Raw genomic sequence first — 18915 nt, forward strand, 5'->3', positions numbered from 1 at the left:
GTGCCGGTTTTTTCGTCTCGTTATTTCCTGCGGTGCTATTCCTCCAGCAGAGGCAGCTCGAGGATGAAGCAGGAGCCTTGGCCCACCACGCTTTGGCAACTGACCCGCCCCTGGTGGCGGTCCATCACCGCCTTGACCATCGACAAGCCCAGGCCCAGCCCATCGATGCCCCGGGCCGAGGCAAAGCGCTGGTACTGGCCGAACAGCTGGGGCAAGTCCGCGGCAGCGATACCCTGGCCTTCATCGCGGACTTCACAACGCAGCCAGCCTTCGGCGCAACTGACCCCGACACTCACGGTGGAACCTTCCGGGCTGTACTTGATGGCGTTCTCCAGCAGGTTGAACAACGCCCGGGTCAACAACGACTGGTCCGCCAGCACCAGGCTTTCGGCCTGCTCGTCCAGGCTATGGCGTAGCTGGATATGCTTGAGCTGGGCCAGGGTATTGGCCTGGTCGAAGGCATCCAGCACCAGCATGGCGAACATGCTCGGCTCGAATTGATAGACCTCCGACTCGGCCTTGGCCAACTGCACGAAAGCCTCGGTCAGGGTCAGGGCCCGGCGCACCTGCTGCTCGATCTGGCCATAGACCTGCTTGGGCAGCGACGGCTGGCGCTGCTGCACATCCAGCAAGGCGAGGATCGCCGAGTGGGGCGCACGCAGGTCATGGGACAGGAACCGTAGCAACACCCCGCGCTGCTGTTCGGCATCGCGTTCGACGCTCAGGTCGGTCAGGCTCAGCAACCAGCCAATGGGGGTTTCGCTGTCCACCGGCAACAACGGCGCCAGTTCCACCCGCAGGCTGCGTTGCTGGATATCGCGGAACTCCACGATGGGCAACTGCCCCAGGCCGGGATACTGCGCCGGCTCGGCCAGCCCCGGATACCCCAGGGCCGCCAGTTGTTCCAGCAACGAATGCCCCACCAGCGAATGCGCGAACACTTCGCGAGCATTGCGGTTGGCCAGCAGGATCCGCCCCTCCGGATCACTGATCAGGGTCGCCACCGGCAGGCATTCCAGGCCGTCGGCGATAAAGCGCCGGGTGTCCCGGGTCCGGCCCAGGGCCTGTTCCAGGGCGACGATCTGGCCTTGCAGCACATCGCCCACCGGTTCCCGGGGGCGCCGGCGTTCGGGCAACACCTTGGGTTCGCTGTCCAGGCGCTGCAGCTCCCAGCCGAAGTAACTCAAGATGACCTGCAGGCGCCGCCAGTTCCAGATCAGGTACGCCAGCAACATGCCCAGCAAGCTGGCCACCGGCGACCACCAGTAGCCCAGGCGCAGCATCGATACCGAGCCCAGCAACGCCAGGCCCATGCAGCCCAGGGTTATCCACAGGGCATGACGCGGGCGCCAAAGCAGCAGGCCGAGCAAGGCGGCGGTCAGGATCACCGACAGCAGCACTCCCGACCACTGCCCCAGCGCCAGCACGGTGCGGTGCTGCAACAGGCCATTGAGCAGGTTGGCCTGGATCTCGACGCCCGGGGTGGTGCCCTGGCTGCCGGATTGCGCGGTCACGTAGCGATCTCCCAAGCCCGGGGCCGTGGACCCCACCAGGATCAGCCGATCCCGCAGCAGCTCCGGCGGGACTTCACCGCGCAACACGCTGACGTAGGGCACGCTGGGAAACCCCGCAGCCTTGGCAATGAAAGGGATGCGCACCGGGTTGGCCCGCAACCAGCCCCGGGTCAGCTCCGGCTCGCCGCTGCCCGGCATCCGTGGCACCAGCGAGTCGGCTTCGGTGAGCTGGTACATCAGCCAGGTCAGTTGCGCCCGGGGCGCCTGTTGCGGTCCTTCGCGCAGGTAGACGCTGCGCACCGTACCGTCGGGGTCGGCCTCGGCGTTGATATGGCCCAGGCCACGGGCACAGTTGCGCAACGGCGCCACCGGCAGCAGCTCGCCCAGGTCCTGGCCATAACGGGCCACGCCTTCGCGCAGTACCGGCAGGAACACGTTGCCGGCACGGCACAGGGCCGCGGCCAGGCGAGTGTCGTTTTCCACGGTGCTGCCAGGTTCGCTGAGGATCACGTCGAACAACACGCCCTTGGCTCCGGCCGTCGTCAGTCGGTCGAGCAACTGGCCATGGATCGCCCTTGGCCAGGGCCAGCGCCCCAACTGCTGGAGGCTGTAGTCGTCGATGGTCACCAAGAGGATCCGCGAATCCACCGCCAGCGGGGTAAAGCGGCGCAACTGATCATAGAACAGGTTGTTCAGCGCCAGCCCATGGCTCAGGGACAGTGCCGCCGTCAGCGGCAACAAGAGCAGGCTGACCCACAGCCACTCGCGCACCAGGCGATGGAACAGCTGCTGGGCCAGGGACAGTTCACGACCGTCGCGACGACGGCTCCACAGGCTCATCGGCAACCCGTTGGCGGGTTACTGGACACGGCTGCTCCTGGGGTAATAGAAAATGTCATAGACCCCGGTTTCTCCTTCCAGGCCATGCTCGTCGAATGCCGAGAGGCGTACATGATAGAAAAACGCCTGCAACCCAGTGAAGTTGACTTGCGGGGTACTGGAGAACTGTTCTTGCTTGATGTTCAGGAAATCCTTGTCGGTAGCCACCTGGGCCCGATAGCGCCGGGCACCGGGCAATGGCTCGAGGATCAGCTGCCAGGCGGGCAGCGCGCCGGTTTGCCCAGCCTGCCCCAGCAGCCGGGGTGCGGCCAGCAATTGCACCGGCTTGAGCTCACCCTCCTTGCGCACCCGCATGCCCTGGCGCGCCATCACCTGCACTTCTCCCGGCTGCGGGCCGGCCGGTTTATCCACAACCCGCTTGCGCGAACGAGGGGAGGGCGGGGTGATGGCTTCCTCGTCCCGGTTCACCGCCACCTGGCCATTGAGCACCTCCACCAGGGATTGCTGGTCGTCGTTGCGCACGCGGAAGTGGGTTCCGCGTACACCCAGCACTCCCACCGGGGTCACGATCTGGAAACGGTCGTGATCGCTATTGCGCTTGATCACGTAGGACTCGATCTGGCCCTGCTCCAATACCAGCTGGGGAATGCCGTACTGCTCGTTCAACCGCAGGGTGACCTGGGAGCTGGATGGCAACACCACCCGCGAGCCATCGCCCAGGGACAGGCTGACGAACGCCGAGGGCGAAGTCTTCACGCTTTCCTTCTCGTCGATATCCATGCCTTCTTCCAGGGCGGTCTCGCGGCCCTTGGCGTCCAGCTTCCAGGCTTCGCCAGTCAGGTGCTCGACCGTCGCCGGCAACGGTTGGCCACGGCACTGCTGGTTATCGTCGATATAGGGCAGGCGCTTGGCTGGAGAAACGGCGGCATTGGCCATCGAGTCGGACAAGGCCAGCACCACGCCGAACAGGAGCGGGACGAACATGGCCCGGTGGCGAATAGGTAAGTACGTCATGAAATCATCGGATCCGTGGTCGCGCTCTGCTGAAGTCCGTGACATTAGAACTAGATTGTTGGCGTGCTGGCCATAGCTCTCGACCGAAACCGGTCTATAGCCATTCATCCCTGTGGGAACGGCACAACCGCTCAAGAGCGGTTGTGCGTGCGTAGCCTTGGGTCACCGGTCGGGCCTGGGGCCCTCCGGCGCTACGGGTCAGTCCCGACCAGTAGCGATCAGACGATAGGCCAGGGCTCCCAGGCTCGCACCCAGCAGCGGAGCGACCCAGAACAGCCAGAGTTGGGACACAGCCCACTCGCCGGCAAAAAATGCCACTGCGGTACTGCGAGCCGGGTTGACCGAAGTATTGGTGACCGGAATGCTGATCAGGTGGATCAGCGTCAGGGTCAGGCCAATGGCGATCGGGGCGAAACCGGGAGCGGCACGCTTGGAGGTGGCGCCCAGGATGACCAGCAGGAACATCGCCGTCAGCACCACTTCACACAGCAGGGCCGCGAGCATCGAGTAACCGCCGGGCGAGTGTTCGCCATAGCCGTTGGCGGCAAAACCGGCCGAAGCGTCGAAGCCAGCCTTGCCCGAAGCGATCAGGAACAATACCGCACCGGCTGCCAGGCCACCGAGCACCTGGGCGACGATGTACGGCAACAGGCGGTTACCAGGGAAGCGGCCGCCCAACCACAGGCCCAGCGACACTGCAGGGTTGAAGTGCGCGCCGGAAATCGGCCCCACGGCATAGGCCATGGTCAAGACGCTGAGGCCAAAGGCCAGGGCGACGCCCAGGTAGCCAATACCCAATTGTGGAACGCCGGCAGCCAATACGGCACTGCCGCAGCCGCCCAGCACCAACCAGAACGTACCAAAGAATTCCGCGCCGAGTGTTTTCATCAGAGGCCTTCACAGATGTTCGAAATGAGAGGGAGAGTGTCAAGATCGCCGACAACCAGCGGAGGAGGGAGACACATCCTTGTGTCGAGCATTACGTCCTGAGGAGGCACTCCCTGTTTTCCCCTGTACGGTGAATCGAAGCGAGCTTCGGTCCGCAGCCGCCAAACCGGCGGATGACACTCCTTGTGTCGGAGCACTTCCGATTGCCCCCGTGTGCCACTCAGCGAGTGCGAATTTACCGGTAGGACGCAGCCTGGTGTCGCTTTGCAATATTTCTTCAGAATGTTCGGCCCCACGGTTAGAACACCCACCGTTGCTGGTCCTGGTACACCACCGATGGCACCGACGGCGCAATGGTCGCGGGGGCGAAGCCCAATGAGTCACTGAAGCCGACCTGATCCACCGAGGGACTGAAATAACGCTGCACCGGAAGGGCGTAGTGCGGGGGTGGCGGAACGACGGCAGCTGTAGAAAAAGCTTCGAAACCCAAGAGCGCAGCAAGAGACAGGGTGACGAACTTCGCCAGATCCGCTCCTTTGGAGATTTTTTTCCACCCCATATCCATCATCCCCGACATGTTGCCCATTGCCCTTTTCCTTGCTCGTTCGAGCCGGTATCGTCCTTCAAGGAGTTCGGCGCTGGGGATGTTCCCAACAGCTACCGGCTATTTGATATCAGCGTACCGAGGGAGCAGCGCCCCTAGAGCAATTCGCCACAATTGTTCAGATTCGCCCCCGGCGCCTAAACTTCTCCCCAGCCCGAGGCTTGCCTCGGACCGCATTCACCCCCCTAAGGACCTGCCTCGCATGCGTGTCGCGATACTGGATGACGAACCCGCAGAACTGGCGCGGGTGGAACAGACACTGCGAGATATACCCGGGCCGGGCGAACAGCCCTGGACCCTGCACCGTTTCGAGCGCGGCGAAGACCTGCTGCGCCAGTTACGGCGGGAAACCTTCGACCTGATGATCCTCGACTGGCAAGTACCGGACCTCAGCGGCCTGTCGCTCTTGCGCTGGACCCGGGAGCACATGGACTCGCCACCGGCCGCCATCATGCTCACCAGCCGCGATGCCGAGAGCGATATCGTCCAGGCCCTCAACACCGGCGCTGACGACTACCTGAGCAAGCCCTTCCGTCCCAACGAGCTCAAGGCCCGGGTCAACGCGGTGCTGCGCCGCCATGGCCTGCAGCGCAGCAACAGCGAGGAAGTGCTGAACTTCAACGACCTTTCATTCGACGACGCCGAGCTGACGGTGACCCGCGCCGGGGTGCCCATCAGCCTCACCGAACGCGAGTACCGCCTGGCCCGTTGCCTGTTCGCCAACCTGGGCCGGCCGCTGTCTCGAGAATACTTGTACGAGCGGTTCTGGACCCATGAGGAAATTCTTTCCTCCAGGCCACTGGATACCCACATCTACCGGTTGCGTAACAAGCTGGGGCTGACTGCGGAACGGGGTTGGCAGTTGTTGACCATCTACGGTTATGGCTACCGCCTGGAAAGCGTCACGTCACCTGGCGAGCAGGACAACTGACGGCGGGCCGCCATAAGCGGCTCGATATCATTCCGGGTTCTGCCAGACATCTTCATAGCCAGCGCGGTCGATGATGAAACGCGTCCCGCTCGGCAAATACAGATAATCGATCACCTCCGGCAACAGCTCGACCAGGTGTTCGGTACACAAGGGTTGGTAGAAATCCACAGCGGTGGAATGTTCGCCGCAGTGGATAAACCAACTGACCGTACCGTTCTGCGGCAACTCGATCCTTGTGCCATAGATGGGCGAGTGCGCAAGGGAGCCGGTGGCCAGTGCAATCATCGGCTCCGGCACCTGGGGAGCGAGGTCGTAGCGTTCACAGATAAGCTGCTGTCTTTCGTTCATTGGCCCAACCATCAAGGGGAAATAGGGGAGGTCCTGCCCAGCGCAAAGACCTGTTCGAGTGTTACCTCGTCGTGGCTGTCACCGTCCTCGAAACATCTGAAACGGTGCCCCTGCATTGCCCGGTCCAGGCACTCGTGCAATGCCGCGGTTCGGAACAGCAGCTCCATCCAGAGCGCCTGGTCGTTCTCGAAGGTCAGGCGCAGATCATAGTCGGCGCTGCTGCCCAGGCCAGGATCCTTGAAGTCGACTACCTGCTCTGCCGCCTGCACACAGTCCGCTCTGCCGCGCAGCTTATCCATGACCTGCCGCGCGCCCAGCGGCTCATCAAACACCAACCGATATTCGTAGCTCATGCTCGCCTGCACTCCGTTCGCGATCAGCTATCCAGCCACCAATTGAGCAACGTCTCGTCATCGCTGTCATCGAGGTTCTTATAGATGTTGGCGTAGTACCACTCGATGCCCGTGACATCACGGAAGCGGTTGAAGAACAGGGCGATCCTATCCATGCCGTTTCGAGCTGGCACCGACAATGTCAGATTGCCCTTGTAGCGCCCGTCGAGCATGCCGCCCAATTCGGTCGCCACATCTGCCTCCAGGGCACTGATGTGTTGTTCCGGAATGTAATCCGAATAAATGTGGATGCAGAAGTTGCCGCCACGCTTGAGTACCACCGCCGGGGCCTGTGGGTCCTTGATCGAAATAATGTCGCCCTTGGCCAGGTTGAGCGTGAGCCCCGGTGAGTAGAGAATCTCGTAACTGTGCTCATCAATCCGCCGTACATGCAGCGGTTCATAGACCGGGCCGCGGTCGTTTTGCCCCGCGACAACCCTGATCGATATTTCCTGGCTTTGATCATCCATAACAAATTTCCGAGCGATTACTGTTTTAAAAAAGGGTGGCAAGGGCCGAGGCAGTACCTGCCGAGGTCGACGTCCATTATCCAATTAGTCTTCCACTTGCCAGGCCAGACCGGGATCAGTCGCGCCACAAGCCGAAAAATAAACCAGGGCCTGTCTCGCCTGCTCTTTAGTCACACACTGATGCCGCGGGTAACTGCCGGATTGGCCGCCCGCGACCAAGTCGACCCACTGGTCGTCGGGGCTGTCTGCGCTGAGCAGGGTCTGCAACGATTGGTCGACATCCTGGGCGATGAAGACCACATACCGATCGGCCGCACCGCCCCCGATATGCATCAGGGTCTCGTCGCTGAAGAAAAAAACCGTCGAGCTGAAAGCTTTTCCGTCGAGGCGGTTGAATGCGGACAGCACCTGCGCCGAGTCGGGATTTAACCATTCATGGGTGTGGCAACGGTTACCGGCATGTTCATCTTCAATGATTTTCTTGAGCATTCGCCATGCCTGCCTTGGCTGGATAAATGGATGAGGGATTGAACAACCTGCCAATAAAAAAGGCCAACGCAAGCGTCGGCCTTTTTTATTTTCAGCTGCGTCCCCTGGTCAGAAGTCCAGGTTGGACACCGCCAGGGCGTTGCTTTCGATGAAGTCGCGACGAGGTTCGACCGCATCACCCATCAGGGTGTTGAAGATCTGGTCGGCGGCGATGGCGTCTTCCACAGTGACCTTGAGCATGCGGCGCATGGTCGGGTCCATGGTGGTTTCCCACAGCTGGTCAGGGTTCATCTCGCCCAGACCTTTGTATCGCTGGATGGTGTGGCGCTTGGTGCTTTCGGCCATCAGCCAGTCCAGGGCTTCCTTGAACTCGGTCACTGGCTTCTTGCGCTCGCCACGCTGCACGTAGGCGCCTTCATCCAGCAAGGTGCTCAGCTGAGCGCCAAGGGATACGACGGTCTTGTAGTCATTGCTACCGAAGAAGTCGCGGTTGAAGGTGACGTAGCTCGACAGGCCGTGGGAAATCAGCTCGACCTCTGGCAGCCAGAGATTACGCTCGCGGTCTTCGCGCAGGCTGGCCTTGTAGACCAGGCCCGACTTCTCGGAACTGCGCAGGCGGGCGTCGTACTTGGCCAGCCATTCCTGCATGGCGGCGTGGTCGGACAGTTGCTCCAGGCTCACCGGCGGCAGGTAGATGAAGTGCTCGGTCAGCTCCTGTGGGTACAGGCGCGACAGGCGCTTGAGGGTCTTCATCACCATGCGGAAGTCGTTGACCAGGCGTTCCAGGGCTTCGCCGGAAATACCAGGGGCGTCTTCGTTCAAGTGCAGGCTGGCATCTTCCAGAGCCGACTGGGTCATGTAGTCTTCCATGGCGTCGTCGTCTTTGATGTATTGCTCTTGCTTGCCTTTCTTGACCTTGTACAGCGGCGGCTGGGCGATATAGATGTAGCCGCGCTCGATCAGCTCCGGCAGCTGGCGGAAGAAGAAGGTCAGCAGCAGGGTACGGATGTGCGAACCGTCGACGTCAGCATCGGTCATGATGATGATGTTGTGATAGCGCAGCTTGTCGATGTTGTACTCTTCACGCCCAATGCCACAGCCCAGGGCGGTGATCAGGGTGCCGACCTCCTGGGAGGAGATCATCTTGTCGAAGCGGGCCTTCTCGACGTTGAGGATCTTGCCCTTGAGCGGCAGGATCGCCTGGGTCTTGCGGTTACGGCCCTGCTTGGCAGAACCGCCCGCGGAGTCACCCTCCACCAGGTAGAGTTCGGACAGCGCTGGATCCTTCTCCTGGCAATCAGCCAGCTTGCCTGGCAGGCCGGCGATATCCAGGGCGCCTTTACGGCGGGTCATTTCACGAGCCTTGCGCGCGGCTTCACGAGCCCGGGCGGCGTCGATCATCTTGCCGACCACCAGCTTGGCTTCGTTGGGGTTTTCCAGCAGGAAGTCGGAGAAGTACTTGCCCATCTCCTGCTCGACCGCGGTCTTCACTTCAGAAGACACCAGCTTGTCCTTGGTCTGGGAGCTGAACTTCGGATCCGGCACCTTCACCGAAATGATCGCGGTCAGACCTTCACGGGCGTCGTCACCGGTGGTGGCGACCTTGTGCTTCTTGGCCAGGCCTTCTTGTTCGATGTAGTTGTTCAGGTTACGGGTCAGGGCCGAACGGAAGCCCACCAGGTGGGTACCGCCGTCGCGCTGGGGAATGTTGTTGGTGAAGCACAGCAGGCTTTCGTTGAAGCTGTCGTTCCACTGCAGGGCGACTTCCACGCCGATGCCGTCGTCACGCTGGACGTTGAAGTGGAATACCTGGTTCACCGCAGTCTTGTTGGTGTTCAGGTATTCGACGAAGGCGCGCAAGCCGCCCTCGTACTTGAACAGCTCTTCCTTGCCGGTGCGCTCGTCCTTGAGGACGATGCCGACGCCGGAGTTGAGGAAGGACAGTTCACGGATCCGCTTGGCCAGGACATCCCAGCTGAAATGAATGTTCTTGAAGGTCTCGGCCGAAGGCTTGAAGTGGATCTGGGTACCGGTGGTCTCGCTGTCGCCAACGATCTTCATCCGCTCCTGGGGTACGCCATGGACATAGGTCTGTTCCCAGATCTTGCCGCTACGACGCACGGTGAGCACCAGCTCCTCGGACAGGGCGTTCACCACCGACACACCCACGCCGTGCAGGCCGCCGGAAACCTTGTAGGAGTTGTCGTCGAACTTACCGCCGGCGTGCAGTACGGTCATGATGACCTCGGCTGCGGAAACGCCTTCTTCCTTGTGCACATCCACCGGGATACCGCGACCGTTGTCGCGTACGGTGATGGATTCGTCCGGGTGGATGATGACGCTGATGTCGTCGCAATGGCCGGCCAAAGCTTCGTCGATCGAGTTGTCGACCACCTCGAACACCATGTGGTGCAGACCGCTGCCGTCATCGGTGTCGCCAATGTACATACCGGGACGTTTGCGTACGGCATCCAAACCTTTCAGCACCTTGATGCTGTTCGAGTCGTACGTATTTTCTTCGCTCATGCCTTCACTCCCGATGGTCGTGGGTCTGGGTGATACGGCCTTGTTCCACGTGGAACAAAGCAACTGGCGTTTCCGTCTGCCAGCCTTCCCTCAATAATTCGTGGTCTACACAGGTGATGAACACCTGGCAGCGTAAGTCTTCCAACAAGCGGCAAAGTGCGCGGCGGTGCTGCTCGTCCAACTCGGACGGCAAGTCGTCCACCAGATAAATACACTGACCGCGGCGGGCCTGGCTGACCAGGTGCCCCTGGGCGATGCGCAAGGCGCAGACCACCAGCTTCTGCTGGCCCCGGGACAAGATGTCCGCGGCGTTATGTCCACCTAGGCGCAAGCGCAAATCAGCGCGTTGCGGGCCGGCCTGGGTATGGCCCATTTGCTGATCACGGTGCAGGGCAGTCGCGAGGACTTCACTCAGCTCGCGGTCCTTGTCCCAGCCACGGTAATAGCTAAGCGTCAGGCCCTCGAGCTCCAGCAGTTCGCTCAAGGTCCGCTCAAAGACTGGTTTCAAGGCTTTGATATAAGCGCGGCGGTATTCATCGATTTCAGCGCTGGCCTGGCACAGTTCCCGGTCCCAGGCCGCTTGCGAAGCGGCGTCAAGTGTACCATGCCGCAGCCATGAGTTCCGCTGCCGCAGGGCCTTCTGCAAGCGCTGCCAGGTGGACATGAAGCGAGGTTCCACATGGAACACTCCCCAATCCAGGAACTGTCGGCGGATCTTCGGCGCCCCTTCCAACAGGCGGAAGCTGTCGGGGTTGATCAACTGCAGTGGCAAGATTTCCGCCAACTGCGCCGCGCTGCGGGCATTCTGGCCGTCGATGCGGATCTGGAATTCCCCTTGGCGGTCGCGGGATATCCCCAGGTTGCTGTGCCCTCCCTCGGATAACTCGACCTGCCCGAATACCGTGCAAGCCAGCTGCTCGTACTGGATTACCGGTAACAGGCGCGCACTGCGAAACGAGCGGGCGAGCCCCAGCAGGTGGATGGCTTCCAGCACGCTGGTCTTGCCACTGCCGTTGGCGCCGTAGAGGAGGTTGATGCGGGGGGAGGGGGAGAAGGTCACCGGGTGCAGATTGCGCACCGCGGTGACCGAGACGCGACTGAGGGACATCTAGCTTCTGCTGAGCATGATTACAGGCGCATCGGCATGACAACGTAAGCCGAGTCGTCGTTGTCGGACTCTTGCAGCAGTGCACTGCTGTTGGAGTCGGACAGGATCAGGCGAACCTGCTCGGTGGTCATCACGCCCAGCACGTCCAGCAGGTAGCTGACGTTGAAGCCGATTTCCAACGAGCCTCCGTTGTACTCCACGCCTACTTCTTCTTCCGCTTCTTCCTGTTCCGGGTTGTTGGCCTGGATCTTCAACTGACCGCTGGCCAGTTGCAGGCGAATACCGCGGTACTTCTCGTTGGAGAGGATCGCGGTACGACTGAAGGCCTCGCGCAGGACCTGGCGGTCACCCAATACCAGCTTGTCGCCGCCTTTGGGCAGCACGCGCTCGTAGTCCGGGAACTTGCCGTCCACCAGCTTGGAGGTGAAGGTGAATTCACCGGTGGTGGCGCGGATGTGATGCTGGCCCAGGACGATACTGACGTTGCCATCCGGCTCGGTGAGCAGCCGGGCCAGCTCCAGGATACCTTTGCGCGGCACGATCACCTGGTGACGATCTTGCTGGCCGATGTCAGCCTGCATCGAGCACATGGCCAGGCGGTGGCCATCGGTGGCCACGGCGCGGATGATCCCGGCGGAGACTTCCAGCAACATGCCATTGAGGTAGTAGCGCACATCCTGCTGGGCCATGGCGAAGCTGGTGCGTTCGATCAAGCGGCGCAGCTTGCTCTGCTCCAGCTGGCAGGTCAGGGAGCCTGGGCCTTCTTCCACGGTAGGGAAGTCGTTGGCCGGCAGGGTCGACAGGGTGAAGCGGCTACGGCCGGCCTTCACCACCAGCTTCTGCTCGTCGACCTTGATGTCGATCAAGGCGTCATTGGGCAGGCTCTTGCAGATGTCCATCAGCTTGCGCGCGGGAACGGTGATTTCCCCTTGCTCGGCTGGTTCTTCAAGTTGCACGCGACCGACCAGTTCGACTTCCAGGTCGGTACCGGTCAGCGACAACTGCTGGCCTTCGACAACCAGCAGCACGTTGGAAAGCACCGGCAAGGTCTGGCGGCGTTCGACGACGCCGGCGACCAGTTGCAGGGGTTTCAACAGGGCTTCGCGTTGAATGGTGAAATGCATGGTCTAGTCCCTTGCCTTAATAAGCTGCGTTGGAATCATCAAGTGGTCAGGGTACGCAGCAGGTTCTTGTAGTCCTCGCGGATGTCCGCGTCGGATTCCTTAAGTTCATTGATCTTGCGGCAGGCGTGCAGGACCGTGGTGTGGTCACGGCCGCCGAACACATCGCCGATTTCCGGCAGGCTGTGGTTGGTCAGTTCCTTGGACAAGGCCATGGCCACCTGGCGCGGGCGGGCGACAGAGCGCGAACGCCGCTTGGACAGCAGATCGGAAATCTTGATCTTGTAGTACTCGGCGACGGTACGCTGGATGTTATCCACGGACACCAGCTTGTCCTGCAATGCCAGCAGGTCCTTCAGGGATTCGCGAATCAGCTCGATGGTGATATCGCGGCCCATGAAGTGCGAGTGGGCAATCACCCGCTTGAGCGCGCCTTCCAGTTCACGGACGTTGGAACGGATCCGCTGGGCGATGAAGAACGCCGCATCGTGAGGCAGCTCGACCTTGGCCTGGTCGGCCTTCTTCATCAGGATCGCCACCCGGGTTTCCAGCTCCGGCGGTTCTACCGCCACCGTCAGGCCCCAGCCGAAGCGGGACTTGAGGCGCTCTTCCAGGCCCTCGATCTCCTTCGGATAACGGTCGCTGGTGAGAATCACCTGCTGGCCGCCTTCAAGAAGGGCGTTGAAAGTGTGGAAGAACTCTTCCTGGGAACGCTCTTTTCGCGCGAAGAACTGGATATCGTCGATCAGCAGTGCGTCCACCGAACGGTAGAAGCGCTTGAATTCGTTGATGGCGTTGAGCTGTAACGCCTTGACCATATCCGCCACGAAGCGCTCGGAATGCAGGTACACGACCTTGGCATTCGGGTTCTTCTTCAGCAGGTGGTTACCCACAGCGTGCATCAAGTGGGTCTTACCCAGGCCGACGCCCCCATAAAGGAAAAGCGGGTTGTAGCCATGCTTGGGGTTGTCCGCTACCTGCCAGGCCGCAGCACGGGCCAGCTGGTTGGACTTGCCCTCGACGAAGTTCTCGAAAGTGAAGGTGCGATTCAGGTAGCTGGTGTGCTTGAGCGCGCCTTCCACCTGAACGGTGCGCTGTTCGGTGCGTACCGGAGCCTGTTGCGAACTAGCCCCCGCCATGGGGTCGAAGCTGTCTCGAGAGGGTTCTTCGCTGGTTTCCTCGACCTTCTGCTCGACGGCCTTCCTGGCCGGGGCAGGAGTCGGTGCCGGCGCTACAGGCTCGGCAGCCGCTTTGGCCGCAGCAGCTGCCTGCAACGCCTGGGAAGCAGCTGCAGCCAACGGCGCATTGGGCGCGGCACGCGGAGCCGAGCTGCGCTTGCTGCCTATTAATAAGGAAAGAACCGGCGCCATACCGTTGCCGTGTTCATCCAGCAACTCGAGCACGCGGCCCAGGTACTTTTCATTGACCCAATCGAGAACGAAACGATTCGGTGCGTAGACACGCAACTCGTCGCCTTCGGCTTCGACCTGTAGCGGACGGATCCAAGTGTTGAATTGTTGGGCAGGCAGCTCATCACGCAGAAGCTCCACGCACTGCTGCCAAAGTTCCACTGACACGGATATCCCCTGAGTTGAAAGCCGGTGAGGCAAAAACAAGCGGCCATTGTAACGGTCGGCCGTCCACTTATCCACATGTAGCGTGTCGCCAGGGGACTAAGAATCAATGCCTTAACCCGAATAAACACGACCAGCGGTATGTGCATAAGCTCTGTGGATAACCAAGCTTGAGATCTATGCACAACTCGGGGTGAAACCCAGTGGATAAATCACCTGTGGATAACAAACCATTCCGCACACAGCTTTTCCGCCCTCGCAGCACAGGTAAAGCACGGTTTCTCAACCGTGTTGTCATTCTCTGTACAGTACGAAATAGAAGGGCTTAAGCTAGTTATCCACAGACAGGGCCTTACTAAGCTTTTATAAGCTCTACAGAAAAGCTTTAAATACTTTCCTTCTCTATTTTTATATCTGGCTGGACCTGGTCCACAAGCCCGAAATCCGGACATACATAGATAAAGGAAAGCTTGGTTGGAAATTGACCTAGAGGCTTGCTTTCTCTAGAATCGCCGATCTCTTAAAACGGGGGCCATTCCGGCCCGTTGTGGACGAACCAGGTAACACGACATGAAACGTACTTTCCAACCAAGCACTATCAAACGCGCTCGTACCCACGGTTTCCGTGCTCGCATGGCCACCAAGAACGGTCGTGCCGTCCTGTCGCGTCGTCGCGCCAAAGGCCGTGCACGTCTGGCAGTTTGATAATCCGGCACTGGAGGTGAGTCAGGACTTCAGTCGGGAAAAGCGTCTGCTTACTCCTCGACACTTCAAGGCAGTCTTTGACTCCCCTACCGGCAAGGTTCCGGGGAAGAATCTCCTGCTCCTTGCTCGCGACAACGATCTTGATCATCCCCGCCTGGGGCTCGTGATCGGAAAGAAGAGCGTAAAGCTCTCCGTTGAACGCAATCGTCTCAAGCGTCTGATGCGCGAATCGTTTCGTCTTCACCAGGATTCACTGGTTGGATGGGACATCGTTATCGTCGCGCGCAAAGGTTTGGGCGACGTAGAAAACCCTGAATTGATCCAGCATTTCGGTAAACTCTGGAAACGCCTGGCCCGTAACAAGCCGGCATCCCCAGTCAAATCCGAAACTGTAGGGGTAGACAGTCCCGATGCGTAAACTGGCACTCGTTCCGATCCAGTTTTACCGCTATGCCATTAGTCCTCTGATGGCCGACCACTGTCGTTTTCACCCCAGTTGTTCCTGCTATGCGTTGGAAGCCATCGAAACCCATGGCCTTCTGCGCGGTGGTTGGCTGACCTTTCGTCGTTTAGGTCGCTGTCATCCATGGAATCCCGGTGGTTATGACCCGGTTCCACCTATTCCCACCTCCCGTTCTTCTTCGATGGCCGAGTAATCATGGATATCAAACGCACGATCCTGATCGTCGCCCTGGCAATCGTGTCCTATGTCATGGTTCTGAAATGGAACCAGGATTATGGCCAGGCTGCCCTGCCGACTCAGAATGTTGCTTCCAGCACGACCACCCCGGGCTTGCCGGACACGCCAACCGGCACTCCAGCCGCCAATGACGACATTCCGCGTGCGGCCAGCGATACCGCTGCCCCTGCCGAAGTGCCAGTGGCTGCAAGCAAAGATCTCATCCAGATCAAAACGGATGTGCTCGACCTCGCCGTCGATCCACAAGGTGGGGATATCGCACAACTGCGCCTGCCTCTGTACCCACGTCGCCAGGACCATCCGGAAATTCCTTTCCAGCTGTTCGACAACGGCAACGAGCGGACCTACCTGGCCCAAAGCGGCCTGATCGGCAGCAACGGCCCGGACGCCAATCCGGCTGGCCGACCGATCTACTCCTCGGAGAAGAAAAGTTATCAACTGGCTGACGGTCAGGACCAACTCGTGGTCGACCTGAAGTTCAGCAAGGACGGCGTCAACTACATCAAGCGTTTCACCCTCAAGCGCGGCCTGTACGACATCACCGTTTCCTACCTGATCGACAACGAAAGTGCACAACCCTGGACTGGTGCGATGTTCGCCCAGCTCAAGCGCGACGCCAGTTCCGATCCATCCTCCAGCACCGCCACCGGCACTGCGACTTACCTGGGCGCCGCCCTGTGGACAAGTTCCGAGCCGTATAAAAAGGTGTCCATGAAAGACATGGACAAGGTGAACGAGGACAAGAGCAAGGCCCCGATCACTGAAAGCGTGCAAGGTGGCTGGGTAGCCTGGCTGCAGCACTACTTCGTGACCGCCTGGATTCCGCCAAAGGGCGAGAACAACCAGGTACTGGCGCGCAAGGACAGCAAAGGCAACTACATCATTGGCTACACCGGTCCTTCGATCACCGTAGCTCCTGGTGCCAAGCTCGAGACCAGCGCCATCCTGTATGCCGGTCCGAAGAGCCAAGCCGTCCTGAAAGAGTTGTCCCCAGGTCTGGAACTGACCGTGGACTACGGTTTCCTGTGGTTCATTGCCCAGCCGATCTTCTGGCTGCTGCAACATATCCACAGCCTGGTGGGTAACTGGGGCTGGTCGATCATCTTCCTGACCATGCTGATCAAGGGCATCTTCTTCCCGCTGTCGGCTGCCAGCTACAAATCCATGGCCCGCATGCGTGCAGTAGCGCCGAAGTTGGCCGCGCTGAAAGAGAAGTTCGGTGACGATCGCCAGAAGATGTCCCAGGCGATGATGGAGCTGTACAAGAAAGAGAAGATCAATCCGCTGGGCGGCTGCTTGCCGATCCTGGTCCAGATGCCGGTCTTCCTGTCCCTGTACTGGGTACTCCTGGAAAGCGTGGAAATGCGCCAGGCGCCGTTCATGCTGTGGATTACCGACCTGTCGATCAAGGATCCGTTCTTCATCCTGCCGATCATCATGGGCGCCACCATGTTCATCCAGCAGCAGCTGAACCCGACTCCGCCGGATCCGATGCAGGCCAAGGTGATGAAAATGATGCCAATCATCTTCACCTTCTTCTTCCTGTGGTTCCCAGCTGGCCTGGTGCTGTACTGGGTAGTGAACAACTGCCTGTCGATCGCCCAACAGTGGTACATCACCCGTAGGATCGAAGCTGCTACCAAGAAAGCAGCGGCCTGACCTACTCTGTGGATAACCACACAAGACGCCCCCTAGTGGGGCGTTTTGCTATCTGTCACTTTTGTCTGGATGTCTGGTTATGAATGTCCCTCGTGAAACCATCGCCGCCATCGCCACCGCCCAGGGACGCGGTGGCGTGGGCATCGTGCGGATCTCCGGGCCGTTGGCGGCAACGGCTGCCGCGGCCATCAGCGGCCGTGAACTCAAGCCGCGGTTTGCCCATTACGGAGCCTTTCTCGGCGGGCAAGGTGAAGTCCTGGACGAGGGCATCGCCCTGTATTTCCCGGGCCCTAACTCCTTCACTGGTGAAGATGTACTGGAATTGCAGGGCCATGGCGGCCCCATCGTCCTCGACATGCTCCTGCAACGTTGCCTGGAACTGGGCTGCCGGCTGGCCAGGCCTGGGGAGTTCAGCGAACGCGCCTTCCTCAACGACAAGCTCGATCTGGCCCAGGCCGAGGCGATCGCCGATCTGATCGAGGCCAGTTCTGCACAGGCGGCCCGCAATGCCCTACGCTCGCTGCAGGGGGCTTTCTCCCAGCGCGTACATCACTTGACCGAACAGCTGATCGCACTGCGCATCTATGTCGAAGCCGCCATCGATTTTCCCGAGGAGGAAATCGACTTCCTTGCCGATGGCCATGTACTCGGCATGCTCGATGCCGTACGCGAGGAGTTGTCCACAGTACTGCGCGAAGCCGGGCAGGGCGCCTTGCTGCGCGATGGCATGACCGTGGTGATTGCCGGTCGTCCGAATGCCGGCAAGTCGAGCCTGCTCAATGCCCTGGCCGGCCGCGAAGCGGCCATCGTCACCGACATCGCCGGTACTACCCGGGACATCCTGCGCGAACATATCCACATCGATGGCATGCCGCTGCATGTAGTGGATACCGCTGGCCTGCGGGATACCGAGGACCAGGTGGAAAAAATCGGTGTCGAACGAGCGCTCAAGGCCATTGGTGAAGCCGACCGAGTATTGCTGGTGGTCGACGCTACTGCCGCCGAGGCGGTCGATCCCTTCGCCTTGTGGCCCGAGTTCCTGCAGCAGCGCCCGGATCCGGCCAAGGTCACTCTGATTCGCAACAAGGCCGACCTGAGTGGCGAACCCATCGCCCTGGAAACCTGTGAAGACGGCCATGTCACCATCAGCCTCAGTGCAATGGCCGCAGGCCCGGGCCTGGAATTGTTGCGCGAGCACCTGAAGGCTTGCATGGGATATGAACAAACTTCCGAAAGCAGCTTCAGTGCACGCCGCCGGCATCTGGAAGCCCTGCGCTACGCCAATGCAGCGCTGGAGCATGGCCGGGCCCAGCTGACCCAGGCTGGTGCGGGCGAATTGTTGGCCGAAGACCTGCGTCAGGCCCAGCAATTCCTCGGAGAAATAACCGGGGCCTTCAGCTCCGATGACTTGCTGGGACGAATCTTCTCCAGCTTCTGCATCGGCAAGTAGTCCTGCCCTTTCCTACCCGGCCAACAGGCCGGGTAGCGCCTGTAGACCGGCACCAGCTGGCCCTGTCTACGGCATTTCCTACCCCTGTGCGGTTATCCCGCTGCCTCCACTCATATGCCAAAGGCATCTGGGTTGCCCTGCAATTTTTCGATCCATACCTCTGGAAAGGCTTGCGCTCTGAGCGCTAGCGCATCGACGAGGCATTTTTCTGTGGATTAAGCCCTGTGAATAACTGCCCTTCAGCACAGTTGATAACCCAGCCTCAAAGCTGAGGAGAATCGGCTCTGTGGATAAGCAGCACATTAATCCACAGGCTTAAACCGGTTATCCAACGGCCTCCGCAACACCTAACCACAGAGTTTAAAATCTCTGTACACCATGAAAATAAAGGCTTGTAGAAATCTATCCACAGATAGGTGGAGGTATAAGAATAAACATAAAAACAAGGTTTTAATAAATTTCTCTCTTTTTAATTTCTATTGTTCGCCAGTCATCCACAAGCTGGTTAAATTTTGTGCAAAGGGTTCTTTAGAAAGGGCGAAGTCCCTATACTTGCCCCCTTGGTCGAAAAACCAACCCAAC

Annotated in this window: 18 protein-coding genes; 6 read left to right on the forward strand and 12 right to left on the reverse strand. The window is 60.0% G+C overall.

What is annotated here, in order from left to right:
* Positions 1-35: 35 nt before the first annotated feature.
* The 4 genes from CAG11_RS00600 to CAG11_RS00615 form a co-directional block, all read right to left on the reverse strand.
* The gene (locus CAG11_RS00600) at positions 36-2354 is read right to left on the reverse strand and encodes a CHASE2 domain-containing protein (RefSeq protein WP_085593987.1); all 2319 of its coding nucleotides are present in this window, start codon (positions 2352-2354) and stop codon (positions 36-38) included.
* 18 nt (positions 2355-2372) lie between these two features.
* Positions 2373-3368: a FecR domain-containing protein gene (locus tag CAG11_RS00605; protein WP_085593989.1), complete on the reverse strand. Its 996-nt coding sequence runs from the start codon at positions 3366-3368 to the stop codon at positions 2373-2375.
* 198 nt (positions 3369-3566) lie between these two features.
* Complete coding sequence (gene aqpZ, locus CAG11_RS00610; protein ID WP_022641560.1) at positions 3567-4256, reverse strand: aquaporin Z; 690 nt, start codon at positions 4254-4256, stop codon at positions 3567-3569.
* Between the two features lie 298 nt (positions 4257-4554).
* Positions 4555-4842, reverse strand: coding sequence for a hypothetical protein (locus tag CAG11_RS00615; protein WP_085593991.1), 288 nt, complete (start codon positions 4840-4842; stop codon positions 4555-4557).
* Between the two features lie 220 nt (positions 4843-5062).
* Here CAG11_RS00615 and CAG11_RS00620 point away from each other — a divergent pair, with 220 nt between their 5' ends.
* A complete protein-coding gene (locus tag CAG11_RS00620; RefSeq protein ID WP_053137814.1) occupies positions 5063-5791 on the forward strand; it encodes a response regulator transcription factor in 729 nt (242 codons plus the stop codon).
* 27 nt (positions 5792-5818) lie between these two features.
* Here the strand turns inward: CAG11_RS00620 and CAG11_RS00625 are convergent, their stop codons facing one another.
* The 8 genes from CAG11_RS00625 to dnaA all read right to left on the reverse strand — a co-directional run bounded on the left by CAG11_RS00625 (position 5819) and on the right by dnaA (position 13822).
* A complete protein-coding gene (locus CAG11_RS00625; protein ID WP_177409101.1) occupies positions 5819-6139 on the reverse strand; it encodes a hypothetical protein in 321 nt (106 codons plus the stop codon).
* Positions 6140-6150: 11 nt separating this feature from the next.
* Positions 6151-6492 (reverse strand): hypothetical protein, encoded by a 342-nt coding sequence (locus CAG11_RS00630; protein ID WP_085593995.1) that lies wholly within the window; start codon positions 6490-6492, stop codon positions 6151-6153.
* A 23-nt stretch (positions 6493-6515) separates the two neighbouring features.
* The gene (locus CAG11_RS00635) at positions 6516-7001 is read right to left on the reverse strand and encodes a DUF4265 domain-containing protein (protein WP_085593997.1); all 486 of its coding nucleotides are present in this window, start codon (positions 6999-7001) and stop codon (positions 6516-6518) included.
* Positions 7002-7085: 84 nt separating this feature from the next.
* Positions 7086-7490, reverse strand: coding sequence for an Imm1 family immunity protein (locus CAG11_RS00640; protein WP_085593999.1), 405 nt, complete (start codon positions 7488-7490; stop codon positions 7086-7088).
* Between the two features lie 108 nt (positions 7491-7598).
* Entirely contained in the window at positions 7599-10016 is a 2418-nt protein-coding gene (gene gyrB / locus CAG11_RS00645) for a DNA topoisomerase (ATP-hydrolyzing) subunit B (protein WP_022641554.1), read from the reverse strand.
* 4 nt (positions 10017-10020) lie between these two features.
* Positions 10021-11124, reverse strand: a complete 1104-nt coding sequence (recF, locus tag CAG11_RS00650; protein WP_022638828.1) for a DNA replication/repair protein RecF — start codon at positions 11122-11124, stop codon at positions 10021-10023.
* A gap of 20 nt (positions 11125-11144) precedes the next feature.
* The gene (gene dnaN / locus CAG11_RS00655) at positions 11145-12248 is read right to left on the reverse strand and encodes a DNA polymerase III subunit beta (RefSeq protein ID WP_022638827.1); all 1104 of its coding nucleotides are present in this window, start codon (positions 12246-12248) and stop codon (positions 11145-11147) included.
* A 38-nt stretch (positions 12249-12286) separates the two neighbouring features.
* On the reverse strand, positions 12287-13822 hold the full coding sequence (gene dnaA, locus CAG11_RS00660; protein ID WP_085594001.1) for a chromosomal replication initiator protein DnaA: 1536 nt from the start codon (positions 13820-13822) through the stop codon (positions 12287-12289).
* Positions 13823-14389: 567 nt separating this feature from the next.
* Here dnaA and rpmH point away from each other — a divergent pair.
* The 5 genes from rpmH to mnmE all read left to right on the forward strand — a co-directional run bounded on the left by rpmH (position 14390) and on the right by mnmE (position 18333).
* The gene (gene rpmH, locus CAG11_RS00665) at positions 14390-14524 is read left to right on the forward strand and encodes a 50S ribosomal protein L34 (protein WP_003213577.1); all 135 of its coding nucleotides are present in this window, start codon (positions 14390-14392) and stop codon (positions 14522-14524) included.
* 16 nt (positions 14525-14540) lie between these two features.
* Positions 14541-14942: a ribonuclease P protein component gene (rnpA, locus tag CAG11_RS00670; RefSeq protein WP_218191778.1), complete on the forward strand. Its 402-nt coding sequence runs from the start codon at positions 14541-14543 to the stop codon at positions 14940-14942.
* Positions 14935-15180, forward strand: coding sequence for a membrane protein insertion efficiency factor YidD (yidD, locus tag CAG11_RS00675; protein ID WP_083235628.1), 246 nt, complete (start codon positions 14935-14937; stop codon positions 15178-15180). Before rnpA ends, yidD begins: the two co-directional genes overlap by 8 nt.
* A gap of 2 nt (positions 15181-15182) precedes the next feature.
* The gene (gene yidC / locus CAG11_RS00680; protein WP_085594006.1) at positions 15183-16883 is read left to right on the forward strand and encodes a membrane protein insertase YidC; all 1701 of its coding nucleotides are present in this window, start codon (positions 15183-15185) and stop codon (positions 16881-16883) included.
* Between the two features lie 79 nt (positions 16884-16962).
* Entirely contained in the window at positions 16963-18333 is a 1371-nt protein-coding gene (gene mnmE, locus CAG11_RS00685; RefSeq protein WP_085594008.1) for a tRNA uridine-5-carboxymethylaminomethyl(34) synthesis GTPase MnmE, read from the forward strand.
* The last annotated feature ends 582 nt before the right edge of the window (positions 18334-18915 follow it).

The sequence above is a fragment of the Pseudomonas sp. B6(2017) genome (genome assembly GCF_002112765.1).
In the GTDB taxonomy this organism is placed as follows: domain Bacteria; phylum Pseudomonadota; class Gammaproteobacteria; order Pseudomonadales; family Pseudomonadaceae; genus Aquipseudomonas; species Aquipseudomonas piscis.

Excerpts from the sequence above, each read along its gene's own strand:
- CAG11_RS00605 (WP_085593989.1), bottom strand. The coding sequence starts at position 3,368 with ATGACGTACTTACCTATTCGCCACCGGGCCATGTTCGTCCCGCTCCTG.
- dnaN (WP_022638827.1), bottom strand. The coding sequence starts at position 12,248 with ATGCATTTCACCATTCAACGCGAAGCCCTGTTGAAACCCCTGCAACTG.
- CAG11_RS00600 (WP_085593987.1), bottom strand. The coding sequence starts at position 2,354 with ATGAGCCTGTGGAGCCGTCGTCGCGACGGTCGTGAACTGTCCCTGGCC.
- recF (WP_022638828.1), bottom strand. The coding sequence starts at position 11,124 with ATGTCCCTCAGTCGCGTCTCGGTCACCGCGGTGCGCAATCTGCACCCG.
- CAG11_RS00635 (WP_085593997.1), bottom strand. The coding sequence starts at position 7,001 with ATGGATGATCAAAGCCAGGAAATATCGATCAGGGTTGTCGCGGGGCAA.
- rpmH (WP_003213577.1), top strand. The coding sequence starts at position 14,390 with ATGAAACGTACTTTCCAACCAAGCACTATCAAACGCGCTCGTACCCAC.
- mnmE (WP_085594008.1), top strand. The coding sequence starts at position 16,963 with ATGAATGTCCCTCGTGAAACCATCGCCGCCATCGCCACCGCCCAGGGA.
- aqpZ (WP_022641560.1), bottom strand. The coding sequence starts at position 4,256 with ATGAAAACACTCGGCGCGGAATTCTTTGGTACGTTCTGGTTGGTGCTG.
- yidD (WP_083235628.1), top strand. The coding sequence starts at position 14,935 with ATGCGTAAACTGGCACTCGTTCCGATCCAGTTTTACCGCTATGCCATT.
- CAG11_RS00625 (WP_177409101.1), bottom strand. The coding sequence starts at position 6,139 with ATGAACGAAAGACAGCAGCTTATCTGTGAACGCTACGACCTCGCTCCC.
- gyrB (WP_022641554.1), bottom strand. The coding sequence starts at position 10,016 with ATGAGCGAAGAAAATACGTACGACTCGAACAGCATCAAGGTGCTGAAA.
- yidC (WP_085594006.1), top strand. The coding sequence starts at position 15,183 with ATGGATATCAAACGCACGATCCTGATCGTCGCCCTGGCAATCGTGTCC.
- CAG11_RS00640 (WP_085593999.1), bottom strand. The coding sequence starts at position 7,490 with ATGCTCAAGAAAATCATTGAAGATGAACATGCCGGTAACCGTTGCCAC.
- CAG11_RS00620 (WP_053137814.1), top strand. The coding sequence starts at position 5,063 with ATGCGTGTCGCGATACTGGATGACGAACCCGCAGAACTGGCGCGGGTG.
- CAG11_RS00630 (WP_085593995.1), bottom strand. The coding sequence starts at position 6,492 with ATGAGCTACGAATATCGGTTGGTGTTTGATGAGCCGCTGGGCGCGCGG.
- CAG11_RS00615 (WP_085593991.1), bottom strand. The coding sequence starts at position 4,842 with ATGGGCAACATGTCGGGGATGATGGATATGGGGTGGAAAAAAATCTCC.